The sequence below is a fragment of the Mycobacterium montefiorense genome, from assembly GCF_025823255.1.
GTDB classification, from domain to species: Bacteria; Actinomycetota; Actinomycetes; order Mycobacteriales; family Mycobacteriaceae; genus Mycobacterium; species Mycobacterium montefiorense.
This window is the reverse complement of sequence record NZ_JACKVL010000013.1, coordinates 77199-90608: the sequence shown is the minus strand read 5'-3', so window position 1 is coordinate 90608 and position 13410 is coordinate 77199. Positions and strand designations below refer to the sequence as shown.

At 64.9% G+C, this 13410-nt stretch carries 12 protein-coding genes and 2 pseudogenes; 8 read left to right on the top strand and 6 right to left on the bottom strand.

All coding sequences use genetic code 11. The annotated features are described in order from the left end of the window. The first annotated feature begins 82 nt into the window (after window positions 1–82). Entirely contained in the window at window positions 83–1414 is a 1332-nt protein-coding gene (locus H7K34_RS13805) for an FAD-dependent oxidoreductase (protein ID WP_264062570.1), read from the top strand. A gap of 49 nt (window positions 1415–1463) precedes the next feature. On the opposite strand, the gene H7K34_RS13800 is transcribed toward H7K34_RS13805, so the two are convergent. Next, the gene (locus H7K34_RS13800) at window positions 1464–1655 is read right to left on the bottom strand and encodes a hypothetical protein (RefSeq protein ID WP_264062569.1); all 192 of its coding nucleotides are present in this window, start codon (window positions 1653–1655) and stop codon (window positions 1464–1466) included. Between the two features lie 49 nt (window positions 1656–1704). Continuing rightward, window positions 1705–2034 carry a hypothetical protein gene (locus tag H7K34_RS13795; RefSeq protein ID WP_264062568.1) on the bottom strand — a complete coding sequence of 110 codons (330 nt, stop codon included), beginning with the start codon at window positions 2032–2034 and terminating at the stop codon, window positions 1705–1707. 140 nt (window positions 2035–2174) lie between these two features. Here H7K34_RS13795 and H7K34_RS13790 point away from each other — a divergent pair, with 140 nt between their 5' ends. Beyond that, entirely contained in the window at window positions 2175–2603 is a 429-nt protein-coding gene (locus H7K34_RS13790; RefSeq protein WP_264062567.1) for a pyridoxamine 5'-phosphate oxidase family protein, read from the top strand. 5 nt (window positions 2604–2608) lie between these two features. On the opposite strand, the gene H7K34_RS13785 is transcribed toward H7K34_RS13790, so the two are convergent. Then, complete coding sequence (locus H7K34_RS13785; RefSeq protein WP_264062566.1) at window positions 2609–3025, bottom strand: group III truncated hemoglobin; 417 nt, start codon at window positions 3023–3025, stop codon at window positions 2609–2611. A gap of 2 nt (window positions 3026–3027) precedes the next feature. After that, window positions 3028–4415: pseudogene (locus H7K34_RS13780) on the bottom strand (WS/DGAT/MGAT family O-acyltransferase). A 387-nt stretch (window positions 4416–4802) separates the two neighbouring features. Between H7K34_RS13780 and H7K34_RS13775 the strand changes: the two are divergent. The 6 genes and pseudogenes from H7K34_RS13775 (at window position 4803) to H7K34_RS13750 (ending at window position 12017) form a co-directional block, all read left to right on the top strand. Next, window positions 4803–7056: pseudogene (locus tag H7K34_RS13775) on the top strand (nitric-oxide reductase large subunit). 3 nt (window positions 7057–7059) lie between these two features. Next, window positions 7060–7686 carry a hypothetical protein gene (locus H7K34_RS13770; protein WP_264062565.1) on the top strand — a complete coding sequence of 209 codons (627 nt, stop codon included), beginning with the start codon at window positions 7060–7062 and terminating at the stop codon, window positions 7684–7686. Then, window positions 7683–8480 carry a slipin family protein gene (locus H7K34_RS13765; protein WP_264062564.1) on the top strand — a complete coding sequence of 266 codons (798 nt, stop codon included), beginning with the start codon at window positions 7683–7685 and terminating at the stop codon, window positions 8478–8480. The genes H7K34_RS13770 and H7K34_RS13765 overlap by 4 nt, the downstream gene beginning before the upstream one ends. Window positions 8481–8525: 45 nt before the next feature. Next, complete coding sequence (gene hisN, locus H7K34_RS13760) at window positions 8526–9308, top strand: histidinol-phosphatase (RefSeq protein ID WP_264062561.1); 783 nt, start codon at window positions 8526–8528, stop codon at window positions 9306–9308. Between the two features lie 77 nt (window positions 9309–9385). Then, window positions 9386–10783 (top strand): acyl-CoA dehydrogenase family protein, encoded by a 1398-nt coding sequence (locus H7K34_RS13755; RefSeq protein ID WP_264062559.1) that lies wholly within the window; start codon window positions 9386–9388, stop codon window positions 10781–10783. A 25-nt stretch (window positions 10784–10808) separates the two neighbouring features. After that, a complete protein-coding gene (locus H7K34_RS13750; protein ID WP_108920832.1) occupies window positions 10809–12017 on the top strand; it encodes an acyl-CoA dehydrogenase family protein in 1209 nt (402 codons plus the stop codon). On the opposite strand, the gene H7K34_RS13745 is transcribed toward H7K34_RS13750, so the two are convergent. Next, window positions 12010–12546, bottom strand: coding sequence for a GNAT family N-acetyltransferase (locus H7K34_RS13745; protein WP_264062558.1), 537 nt, complete (start codon window positions 12544–12546; stop codon window positions 12010–12012). The two genes, H7K34_RS13750 and H7K34_RS13745, sit on opposite strands and share 8 nt — an antisense overlap. Beyond that, on the bottom strand, window positions 12546–13403 hold the full coding sequence (locus H7K34_RS13740) for an oxidoreductase (RefSeq protein ID WP_264062557.1): 858 nt from the start codon (window positions 13401–13403) through the stop codon (window positions 12546–12548). The genes H7K34_RS13745 and H7K34_RS13740 overlap by 1 nt, the downstream gene beginning before the upstream one ends. Window positions 13404–13410 lie beyond the last annotated feature (7 nt).

The window sequence follows — 13410 nt, the reverse complement described above, 5'->3', positions numbered from 1 at the left end:
CATCATGTGCGCCCGCTACTGCGACGCCCAGCCCGTTCTCAGCCCCTTGCGTCGCAGCCGGGCATGAACAGAAGGCTTGTATATGCGTCCATTCCATGTCGCCATCGTCGGCTCCGGACCGTCGGGATTCTTCGCCGCGGCGTCTTTGCTGAAGGCCGCCGATTCCTCCGATGAGATTGACGTCGCCGTCGACATGCTCGAAATGTTGCCGACGCCGTGGGGCCTGGTGCGCTCCGGCGTCGCGCCCGACCACCCCAAGATCAAGTCGATCAGCAAGCAGTTTGAAAAAACCGCCGGTGATCCACGCTTCCGCTTCTTCGGCAATGTGGTGGTCGGCGAGCACGTCGAGGCCGCCGAACTCGCCGAGCAGTATGACGCCGTGATCTACGCGGTCGGTGCGCAGTCCGATCGTTCCCTGAACATCCCGGGCGAGGAGCTGCCCGGCAGTGTCGCCGCCGTCGACTTTGTCGGCTGGTACAACGCGCACCCGAACTTCGAGCAGATCTCGCCCGACCTGTCAGGCGCCCGGGCCATCGTCATCGGCAACGGCAATGTCGCGCTCGACGTGGCACGCATTCTGATCACCGACCCCGACGCGCTGGAATCGCTGCGCCCACGCGGCGTGGAAGAAGTGGTGGTCGTCGGCCGGCGCGGGCCGCTGCAGACCGCGTTCACCACGCTGGAGCTGCGTGAGCTCGTCGACCTCGAAGGCGTCGACGTCATCGTCGATCCCGCGCAGCTGGAGGGCATCAGCGACGAGGAAGCGGAAGCCGCCGGCAAGACCACCAAGACCAACATCAAGGTGCTGCGCGACTACGCCAGCCGCGAGCCCCGTCCGGGACACCGCCGCATGGTTTTCCGGTTCCTGACGTCTCCGATCGAGATCACGGGCGACGACAGGGTCGAGGGAATCGTGCTGGGCCGCAACGAGTTGGTCGCCGACGAGAGTGGGCGGGTGTCGGCCAAGGACACCGGGGAACGCGAGGAGCTCTCGGCTCAATTGGTGGTGCGCTCGGTGGGCTACCGCGGCGTGCCCACTCCCGGCCTGCCGTTCGACGACAAGAGCGCGACCATCCCCAACACCGACGGCCGGGTCCAGGGCCGCCGCAACGAGTACGTCGTCGGGTGGATCAAGCGTGGGCCGACCGGTGTGATCGGCACCAACAAAAAGGACTCCCAGGACACCGTCGATACCCTGATCAACGATCTGACCGGCGCTGCAGAGCTATCCGAGTTCCCGGACGACCACGCCGACAAGCTGGCGGACTGGCTGGCGTCGCGTCAGCCGAAGCTGGTTACCTCGGCGCATTGGGACATCATCGATGCCCACGAACGTGCGGCCGGCGAGCCGCACGGGCGCCCGCGCGTCAAGCTGCCGAACCTCACCGAGCTGTTGCGCATCAGCCACGGCTGATCGCAGACCGGCCCCGCGATGGCCCAATTATGTTGGGGCTGAGTGCGACTCAGCTCCTAAAGACGATGAAGCCCGCACTGGCGAGCAGCAGGGCGATGGCCCACCCCGCCCCGGCGACCCACCAGATGACGCCCAGCACCGCGATCGCGGGCGACACCGCGAAGAGCACCAGGACCGGGTGCTGCCTGATCACTTCGAGAGCACTCTTTGCCCGCATCCGCTCGATGTCTTTGCCCGCCATGACATCAGAATGCCACCTGATACCCACAATGCAAGCAGTGATCGTCGAGCTAGCCCGCGGGTGATTCGGGCGGGGCGAACTTCCAGTTGTCCGGATTCTTCGGGGAATACACCACCGGGTGCAGTTCACCCATGGCCGGCCATTGGTCGACGTCGACCACCAACCGCCAGTAGACGGGATGCTCGTTGACGGTGGGCCCGTTGATCACGCCGGCGAGCGTGACGTACTGCTCCCCGCTGACATCGGGTCGCGGGCTCACCCCGGTCACCAGCAATGTCCCGTCGAGGAGCTCGCCGCGCGGGCCGCGCGGGACGAACCGCTGGGCAAGAAATAAGCCCAAGACCGCGACGAGCAAAAGCAGCAGACCGAATTCCCACACATCGCCATGGTAGGACGGCCGCGGCCAGCATGGTCCCCGACCGATGGCGGCGTTCGGCGAAGTTGACCTAGGGCCCTACTGTCGCACGCGGATTCACCGTAGCGTCGTGGGCACTGCTGCACCGAGGAAAGGTGAGGTCGATGACTGATGAGCCCGCGGTCGTTTTATCCGAAGGCGAGAGTTGGCGCAGGCTGGGCGGCGCCGCCCTGGGCCGACTCGTGACGAGTTTCGCCGGTGAACCCGAGATCTTCCCGGTGAACTATGCGGTGCAAGACCGGACCGTGCTGTTCCGCACCGCCGAGGGCACCAAGTTGTTTTCCGCTGTCGCGATCGGCGTTGTGGTGTTCGAGGCCGACGATCACGACGTCGCCGAGGGCTGGAGTGTGATTGTCCGCGGCCGCGCCCGGGTGCTGCGCACCGCGGCGGAGATCGAGGAAGCCGAACGCGTTCAGCTGATGCCGTGGACCGCAACCATCAAGAAGCATTACGTCCGGGTGACCCCGACCGAAATCACCGGACGCCACTTCACCTTCGGTCCAGAACCCGATCCCAACGCCTCTTTCGCCTGAGCCGGTCAGCCCGCCAGCAGCGCGTCGAGTTCCTGTGCGTCGACCCCCGTCAGCCGCCGGTGCATCGCCCACGCAATCCTGGCGGCCTGCACCTTGGCCCGCTCGGCCGCCGCCCCCCGGTACATCTCGTCGACGGTGTCGCGCCAGACGGTCAGCCAACGCACGAAATGCTTGCCGGATAACGGACTCCGCTGGTGAACCACCCGATGCACGGTGAGCGCGCTGCCGCGGTAGCGGCCCGCGCGGAACAGCACCGTCTCCCAGAAGTCGCACATCACGGGGATGTGCGCATCCAATCCCTCCGACCGCAGCTGCGCGAACGGCTCGGCCAGCACCTCGTCGGTCAGCACCCGGTCATAGAAGCGACGAAGCAGTTCCTCGATGTCGGCGCGGTCGACCAGATCCGCATGGCCTTTGCTCATCGTCACACGACCAGGGACAACGGTCCGCGCGCGTAATGCGCCTCGCGCCGCTTGCTGATGGTCACCAGACGAGCCACCGCGGCTTCGATTCCACGAGCCAGCTCATCGATGTCGGCGATACCGTCGTAATCGGCGAGTATGCCGATGAACAGATCATCGGCATAGCTAAGCATCGCGACGCCGGTTCGCAATTGCATCGCAATCGGCGGGACCGGGAACACACCCAGCACCTTTTTGCCCATCACTCGCAGGGGCCGGCGCGGACCGGGCACGTTCGTGGCCAACGTCACGACGCCACGTTGCGGCAGCCGCGTGAGCAACCCGAGGGCCCACGCACTGAACGCGAACGGAACGTGATTTGCCATGGACACGAACGCATTTCCGGCTGCCGTTGCCCGCCCACCTTCGTCCGGTGCAGCCGCGCGTGCACCATCCGCAACCGCTGCACCGCGTTCTCTTCGTCGATCGGCAACTGCGGAAGCATCACCGTAACGCGGTTGTCGGTCTTGTCGAAGGCTTGGCTGGATCGCATCGACACCGGCACCAGCGTGCGCAGCGAACCCGGCTGCAGTCGCTCGCCGCGCTTGACCAACACCTTGTGGTAGCTTTCCGTAATCGCTGCCAGCGCAACATCGTTGATCGTTACATCGAAAGCCCGGCATACCTGCTCGACGTCGGCCAATGGCACCCGCGCCCCGCTGTATCGACGCAGATCGCCGATGCGCCCGTTCAGCGGCGACGGTGCCGTACGCAGCAGACCGAGGGCAATTTCGGCTGCGCCCTGGGCCGCTCGCGCGGCACCCGCGGCCACGGCGGTAGAAATGTTCCATAACCCGCCCAACATGACCAGCGGATTGACCTCGGGTGCAGGCTTTTTCACTTCCTTTGCGGCCCTGATGTGATGGGCGAAACTGTCACTGACGCCGTCATCGCACAGCCCGGCGAGCATGTGTGTGGCCGCGATTCCGTCGGCCATGCAGTGGTGGATCTTGGTCAGCATCGCCCATCGGCCGTCGGCGAGACCTTCGATGACCCAGATCTCCCACAACGGTCGATCCCGGTCCAAACGCCGCGCCATCAAATCGGCGACCACCGCGAACAGCTGCTGGTCGTCTCCTGGCTGTGGCAGCGCCACCCGCCGAACGTGACGGCCGATGTCGAAGCCGAGATCCTCCACCCATTGCGGAGCGCCGAGGTCGAACGGGCGCAACCGCAACCGCTGACCGAACCGGGGACAGGCGCGCATCCGGTCGGCGAATGCCGACGTCAACGCGCTTTGGTCCGGTGCCGGACCTTCGATGACCGCCACACCACCAATGGCCAGGCTGACCCGTGGATCGGCGTCTTCGGCCTTGAGGAAACCGGCGTCCAGTGTCGTCAGGCGGTTCATGATCAGCGACCTTCCGAGCTACGTGCGGCTTATCTGCAACCCGCAGTAACATCATCCCGCCGCGAGGTGTTGCACGTTAGGGCCAAAAGTCCCTTCTCCACCGCGGCCTGATTCGCTACGGTTGCTGCCCCCGAAGCCTCTGTCCCCCAACAGCATTGGTCAGCAAATCAAGGCCATTGGTCCCTATTGGTCAAATTCTGCAGCCAATACTGTTGCCACCGCAGCGCAGCCCGCCGTGGATGTTCAGCTGGCGTCGCCCCTGGTAGACGCCGCTAGAACCCACCGCCCGACAGGAAGGTCGTCAAAATCACCACCGACCAGAGCGTTCATCAGCCAACGTCGCAACCCCTCATCGGAAAGGGCTGGCTCCAGGGCGTTGCCCTGGTGATGATCTTCGGGTTTCTCGTGATGGGCATCCTGGCCTATCGCACCTACTCGGCGTCAATGCCCATGCCGGACAAGGTGGTCAGCGAATCAGGCCAAACGCTGTTCACGGGTGCAGACATCACCCGGGGGCAGGAACTCTTTCAGTCCCGCGGCCTGATGCAGTACGGCTCGATCCTGGGGCATGGCGCCTACCTGGGCCCCGACTACACCGCCGAGTACCTGCGGATGGCAACCGACGACGTGTCCAATCAACTGCGCGCGCAGGGCGTGGCCGATACGCATGACCGGTTGGTCACCGAATTCCGGACCAACCGCTACAACGCCAACACCAAAACGCTGGTGTTCACCGACCGCCAAGCCGAGGCGTTTGACCACATCCAAAACTATTACGCGGCCTACTTCGGCGAGGATTCAACCAAGTACGGGCTAAAGCCAAAGTTCATCACCGACAAGACGCAGATCCGCGACTTGACGGCGTTCTACGCCTGGACCGCATGGGCCGCCGCCGCCGAACGGCCCGGCCACAAGTACAGCTACCGGCCACAAGTACAGCTACACGAACAACTGGCCGGCCGAGACGCGAGTCGACAACGGTCCCACCGCCGCGTTGGTCGTGTGGTCGGGCCTGTCGCTGATCGCACTGCTGGGCGGGATCGGGATCATGTTCGCGGTCTACGGGCGATGGAGTCAGAACGTCGGCTGGCACAGCGCCGAGGCCTCGAACCTGTCGTTTCGCCAGCCCGGCGAGGTCAGCCTGACGTCGGCGCAACGGGCCTGCATCTGGATCTTCGCCGTGGTGTCGGTGTTGTTCCTGGCGCAAACCGTGCTGGGTGGGGCGGTCGAGCATTACCGGGCCGATTTGTCGACATTCTTCGGTCTGGACCTGGCCCGGTTGCTGCCCTACAACCTGGCCCGCACCTGGCATGTGCAGCTGTCGCTGTTCTGGACCGCGGCGGCCTTTCTCGCCGGCGGCATCTTCCTGGTGCCGTTCATCGCGGGCCGCGAGCCGAAACGTCAGGGACTGCTCACCTACGTGTTGCTTGGCGCGGTCGCGGCGGTGGTGTTCGGATCGATGATCTGTGAGGCGCTGTCCATCTACGGCGTCATTCCGCAGGGCGGTCTGCTCTCGCAGCAGTGGGCATATCTTGACCTGCCGCGGCTGTGGCAGATCCTGCTGGTCGTCGGGCTGTTCGTCTGGATCGCGATCATCTGGCGCGGCATGCGCGCCCGGCTCAAAGGCGAGTCGAAGATGAACATGCCGTGGATGTTCTTCTTCGCGGGGCTGGCGATCCCCGCGTTCTACGCCGTTGGACTGCTGGCCGGTAGCGACACCCATTTCAGTGTCGCCGACTTCTGGCGATTCTGGGTGGTGCACCTGTGGGTCGAGGATTTCCTCGAGCTGTTCACCACGGTGATGGTGGCCTACATATTCGTGCTACTGGGAGTGGTGCGTGAGCGGATTGCGTTGGGCGTGATCTTCCTCGACGTCATCTTGTATTCGGCCGGCGGCGTGATCGGCACCATGCATCATCTGTACTTCTCCGGTACCCCGGTCGAGCACATGGCGCTGGGCGCGTTCTTCTCGGCGGGCGAGGTCATCCCGCTGACCTTCCTGACCGTCGAGGCCTGGGCGTTCCTGCAGCTGGGTGCGCGCCAGCAGTCGGGCGACGCAAAACCGTTCCCGCATCGATGGGCGGTGATGTTCCTGGTCGCGGTCGGCTTCTGGAACTTCTTGGGAGCAGGCATCTTTGGTTTCCTGATCAACCTGCCAGTGGTGTCCTACTACGAGATAGGCACCGCCCTGACCGCCAACCATGCGCACGGGGCGATGATGGGGGTCTACGGCATGCTCGCCGTGGGTCTGGCTATGTTCGCGTTCCGCTACGTGATTCCACCGCAGAAGTGGCCCGATAGACTGGCCCGAATCTCGTTCTGGTGCATGAACATCGGTTTGGCGTGGATGGTGTTCGCCACCCTCTTGCCGCTCGGTGTGATGCAGCTCTATCACTCGGTCGGCGAAGGCTACTTCGAAGCTCGGTCATTGGGTTACATCACCAAACCCGGCAACTCGCTACTGGAATGGCTGCGGCTCCCCGGCGATGCCATCATGATCGTCGGCGGTGTGGTGCCCTTCGTCTGGATCGCATGGACCGCGCTGCGCAATTTCCGCTCCGGTACGACGGTTGAGGAGTTGCCGGAGCACCCGCTCTACACCGAGACCGCCGCCGGTGCTACCGCGTCGGTGAAGGGCTGACCGATGCCGCCTCCGACCACATCGGTGTGGCTGATCGCCGGATATTCGGTGGCACTAATGGCCATCGGATGGGGTTTCGACGCGATGGCGCGGCACGCGTCGGCCCGCGCCGCCCAGTGGCGCACCGGGCAATTCGCCTACCGGCCCGACCATGACGCCTGGGTGTGCCCACAGGATCACTGGTTGTGGCCGAGCTCGTTCGATCCGCAGCACCGGGTGATGCGCTATCGCGCGCTACCCGTGGTGTGCAATAGCTGTCCGATCAAAGCCACTTGCACGACGTCAGATCACGGCCGGGAGATCAGCCGTGACATCGACCCTTGGCCGCATTCGGATGCCGGGCGGTTCCACCGTGGAATCGCTTGCTGCGTGGCTTCATTGGGGGTGATCCTGCCGCTGGCCACCTCAGTTGCCAATCATTCCGTGAGCGATCTGCTGGTGCTGACGGGAACAATCCTGGTCGTGGTTGTGCTGGGCCTGCCCCTTGTGCGCCACCTGTGGAACACGCCGTCCAACGCGCCCGAGCACCTACCGCACCGCACCGCGATCGAGGACCAAATCGCCGCCACCATCGACCGGTATTCGACTCGCTGGGGCAGCCGGGATGCCAACAAGGAGAGAACGACATGACCGGAGTAGCAATCGCGATGATCACCGCGCTGATCGTTGTCCTGGTCGTCCTTGCGTGGCGGTCGTTGTCGGTACTGCGCGAGTACGAACGCGGTGTGGTGTTCCGGATGGGTCATGTCCGCCCGCTCTATCGTCCAGGGCTGCAGCTACTAATTCCGCTGGCGGACAAGATGATTCGGGTTGACCAGCGGCTGGTTACATTGACCATTCCGCCGCAGGAGGTGATCACCCGCGACAATGTGCCGGCCCGGGTGAACGCCGTCGTCATGTTCCAGGTGACCGACCCGCTGAAGGCGATTCTGGCGGTCGAGAATTATGCGGTCGCCACCTCGCAGATAGCCCAGACGACACTGCGGTCGCTTTTGGGCCGCGCCGATCTCGACACGCTGCTGGCACATCGCGAAGACCTCAACAGCGATCTGCGCACCATCATCGAGAAGATGACCGAGCCGTGGGGCATCGAGGTTCGGGTGGTCGAGATCAAGGACGTCGAGATACCCGAGTCGATGCAGCGGGCGATGGCCCGCGAGGCCGAAGCCGAGCGCGAGCGCCGCGCCAAGGTCATCAACGCCCGCGGAGAACTGCAGGCCTCCGACGAGCTGCGCCAAGCGGCCGAGACCCTGTCCAAGAGCCCCGCGTCACTGCAATTGCGATATCTGCAAACGCTGTTGGAGTTGGGCGCCGACCAGAATTCGACGGTGGTGTTTCCCCTCCCCGTCGACATCATCACGCCGTTCCTGCGCAACCCCGAGGCGCTGCGGGGCGTCGTCGACAACTTCAACCACCGGGGATGACGGACGCCGCACACGGCCACTGACCGCCGTGGTAGGACTGCTGGCATGAGTCAGGATGATCTCGCGTTGGCGACAACGCTTGCCGACCGCGCCGATGCGCTGACCCGCGACCGGTTCGGCGCGCTGGACCTGCGCGTCGACACCAAACCGGACCTGACTCCGGTCACCGACGCCGACCGGGCGGTCGAAGCCGACCTGCGTGAGGTGCTCGGGCGCGAGCGGCCCGGCGACGGCGTCGTCGGCGAGGAATTCGGCGGGACCACCACATTCACCGGGCGTCAATGGGTCATCGACCCGATCGACGGCACCAAGAACTTCGTTCGCGGAGTACCGGTGTGGGCGAGTTTGATCGCCCTGCTCGAAGACGGCGTCCCAGTGGTAGGCGTCGTGAGTGCGCCCGCGCTGCAACGTCGGTGGTGGGCGGCCAGCGGCCGGGGGGCCTTCGTGTCGGTCAACGGCGCGCCGCCGCGCCCACTGTCGGTATCGTCGGTGGCACAACTGGATTCTGCGAGCCTCTCGTTCTCCAGCCTGTCGGGGTGGGCGCAGCGCGGCCTGCGGGAACGCCTCATCGAGCTGACCGATGCGGTGTGGCGGGTACGCGCCTATGGCGACTTCTTCTCGTATTGCCTGCTTGCCGAGGGGGCCGTCGATATCGCGGCAGAACCGGCAGTCTCGGTGTGGGACCTGGCCGCGCTCGACATCCTGGTCCGCGAGGCGGGCGGCACATTCACCGGCCTGAACGGCGCCGCGGGCCCACACGGCGGCGACGTCGTGGCGACAAACGGCCTGCTACACGAGCGCGTACTGCGCAGCCTGGGTGTGAATTAGTTAACAAGCCCTCATTATCTTACTCCGGAGTAAGATAGTCTTCCGACTGCATCGCCCCAACTACCGAGGCTGCTGACATGACGGACTCTGCTTCCGGCTCAAATACCTCCCGCTCGCGCGCCAAACGGCGCGGCCGCAACACCGGCGTCGGATTACAACCGCACAAACGCACCGGGATCGACATCACGATGGCGCTGCTCACGCCGATTGTCGGCCAGGAGTTCCTGGACAAATACCATCTGCGCGACCCGATAAACCGGGGCCTGCGCTACGGCACAAAAACGATCTTCTCAACCGCCGGCGCCGCTTCCCGGCAGTTCAAACGCGTGCAGAACCTCCGCGGTGGCCCGACCCGCCTCAAATCCAGCGGCAAGGATTTCTACGACCTGACGCCCGACGACGAGCAGAAGATGATCGTCGAGACCCTAGAGGAATTCGCCGAAGAAGTGCTGCGGCCCGCGGCGCCCGACGCTGACGCGGCCGCGACCTACCCGCCGGAGCTGATCGCGAAGGCCGCCGATCTGGGTATCACCGCGATCAACATCCCCGAGGATTTCGACGGCATTGCCGCACACCGCTCAAGCGTGACCAACGTGCTGGTGGCCGAGGCGCTGGCCTATGGCGATATGGGGCTGGCACTGCCAATCCTGGCGCCGGGCGGCGTGGCGTCCGCGCTGACCCATTGGGGCAGCGCGGATCAGCAGGCAACATATCTGAAAGAGTTTGCGGGCGAGAATGTTCCGCAGGCCTGCGTGGCCATCGCTGAACCGCGGCCACTGTTCGACCCCACCCGCCTGAAGACCACCGCGGTGCGTACACCCAGCGGATACCGGCTCGACGGCGTGAAGTCTTTGGTCCCGGCCGCGGCCGACGTTGAGCTGTTCATCGTCGGCGCGCAACTGAATGGCAGGCCGGCGTTGTTCATCGTCGAGTCCGCCGCCAAAGGCCTTACCGTCAAAGCGGATCCGAGCATGGGTATCCGTGCCGCGGCCCTGGGCCAGCTCGAGCTCTCTGGGGTGTCGGTGCCGCTGAATGCCCGGCTGGGTGAAGACGAAGCCACCGATGACGACTATTCCGAGGCGATCGCGCTGTCCCGGCTGGGCTGGGCGGCACTGGCCGTCGGGACCTCGCACGCGGTCCTGGACTACGTCATCCCGTATGTGAAAGACCGCGAGGCATTCGGCGAGCCCGTCGCCCATCGGCAGGCCGTCGCGTTCATGTGCGCCAACATCGCCATCGAGCTGGACGGACTGCGGCTGATCACCTGGCGCGGCGCCGCGCGGGCCGAACAAGGACTTCCGTTCATTCGCGAGGCGGCACTGGCCAAGCGACTGGGCGCCGACAAGGCCATGCAAATCGGCCTGGACGGCGTACAACTGCTCGGCGGCCATGGCTACACGAAAGAACACCCGGTCGAACGCTGGTACCGCGACCTGCGGGCCGTCGGCGTCGCCGAGGGCGTCGTCCTTATCTAAGTCGTCATCTAGCGAAAGACCTTTCATGGCAATCAATCTGGAACTGCCCCGCAAGATGCAAGCGGTGGTCGACAAGGCACACCAGGCCGGCGCCGAAATGATGCGCCCGATCGCCCGCAAATACGACCTCAAGGAACACGCGTATCCGGTGGAGCTGGACACGTTGGCCAATCTGTTCTCCGGGGCCGCTGAATCCAACGCCCTGGGCCTGGCGGGAGCCGAAGCGCTCCGTAGCGCCGAAGGCAAGGAAGAAAACCGCAATGGCGCCAACATGGCTGCGGTGCTGCAAACCCTGGAAGCCTGTTGGGGCGACGCGGCATTGATGCTGTCCATCCCCTACCAAGGTCTGGGCAACGCGGCGATCTCGGGTGTGGCAACCGACGAGCAATTGCAGCGGCTAGGCAGAGTCTGGGCCGCGATGGCCATCACCGAACCCGCGTTCGGGTCCGACTCGGCGGCGGTATCCACCACCGCAAAACTGGACGGCGACGAGTATGTGATCAACGGCGAAAAGATCTTCGTCACCGCGGGTTCGAGAGCCACCCATATCGTGGTGTGGGCGACGCTGGACAAATCACAGGGCCGGGCGGCGATCAAATCGTTCGTCGTGCCGCGCGAACATCCAGGTGTCAGCGTCGAGCGGCTAGAGAACAAGCTCGGCATCAAGGGCTCCGACACCGCCGTTCTCCGGTTCGACAACGCGCGGATACCGAAAGACAACCTGCTGGGCAAACCGGAAATCGAGTCCGGCAAAGGGTTTTCCGGTGTGATGGAGACCTTCGACAGCACCCGGCCGGCGGTGGCCGCCATGGCCCTGGGCATTGCCCGCGCCTCGCTGGAAGAGCTGCGAACGATCCTGACCGAGGCCGGGGTGGAGATTTCCTACGACAGGCCGGCGCACGCCCAAAGCGCTGCCGCCGCCGAGTTTCTGCGGATGGAGGCCGACTGGGAGGCGGCCTACCAGCTGACCCTGCGGGCCGCCTGGCAAGCCGACAACAAGATCCCCAACTCCAAAGAAGCATCGATGGCCAAAGCCAAGGCCGGCCGGGTGGGCACCGACATCACCCTGAAGGCCGTCGAATTGGCTGGTACCGCAGGCTATTCAGAGCAGACACTGTTGGAGAAGTGGGCACGCGATTCGAAGATCATGGACATCTTCGAAGGCACCCAGCAAATTCAGCAGCTGGTCGTGGCCCGCCGCCTGCTGGGTCTGTCGTCCGCCGAACTCAAGTAGCGATCGGACGCGGCGGGTCAACCTCGTCGTCGGGCCCAAGCAGGTCAAGCTGCCACCAGGCGACGTCATGCCACGCGCCGAGTTTCCATCCGACGCGCTGGTAGTGACCCGCGGGGTGAAAGCCGAACGCCGCATGCAGCGCATTGCTAGCCTCGTTGGGTTGCGCGATACCGGCGAACGCCCGCCGGAAGCCGCGTTCGCCCAGCCGGTGTAGCAGTTCGGCATAGAGCATCCGGCCACCGCCGGCGCCACGCCTGTGCTGAGTGAGGTAGACACTCGTCTCGACCGACCATAGGTAGGCGGCACGTGGATTGAACTGCTGCGCATAGGCATAACCGATGACGTTGCCGTCCGCCTCGAGCACCAGCCATTCGTGCGTTGCGAGCGCTTTGTCGATGCGCTCGGCCATCTGCCCCGCCGTGGGCACGTCGGTCTCGAACGTGATCGCAGTGTCCAGCACGTAAGGCCGGTAGATGTCCGCGCACGCCGCGGCGTCGGCTGCGGTCGCGCGTCGAATCCGTGGCGGCATCAGGCAGCGACTGCGTTCAGCTGCTCGCGGGTGTCCGAGTCGAGCTCGATCGAAGCGACGTCCAGGTTCTCCTCGAGGTGCGCCACCGTGGAGGTGCCCGGAATCAGCAGCACATTGGGCGCCACGCTCAGCGTCCATGCCAACGCGACCTGCGCCGGGGTGCGCCCGAGTCGCTCGGCGGCCTTGCCTACCAGCTCGTGATTGAGCACCGGGTTCGGCCGCATGAAAGCCGCCCCCAGTGGGAAGAACGGAACGAACGCGATCCCCCGCCTAGTGCACTCGTCCAGCACTGCGGCCGAGTCCCGCTGGACCAGATTGAAAGCGTTTTGCACACAAGCGATCTCGGTGCGCTCCACGGCATGCAGCAGGTGCTCACGGTTAATGTTGCTCAACCCGATTCCGTCGATCAACCCCTCGTCGCGAGCATCAATCATGACCGAGAGCTGATCGTCGAACTGCTGGTTGGGCCCGTCGCTCTCGAAGAGCCGCAGATTGACCGCCGCCAATCGATCGACGCCGAGCGTCCGCAAGTTCGTTTCGATGTCGCGGCGTAGGTCGGCCGGCTCGCTGACCGGCAGCCAGGCGCCGGCGTCATCGCGACGCCCGCCGACCTTGCTCACCAAAGCCAGGTTCTCCGGGTACGGGTGCAGCGCCTCGCGGATGAGCTCATTGGCGACATCCGGGCCGTAGAACTGTGCGGTGTCAATATGGTCGACGCCGCGTTCGACGGCCCTGCGCAGCACGGCCAGCGCCTCGTCGCGATCGCGCGGCGGCCCCAGCACACCAGGACCAGGCAGTTGCATGGCGCCGAAGCCAATCCGGGCTACCGAGAAGCGACCGAGTGGAAAGGGATCCATAGGGTGA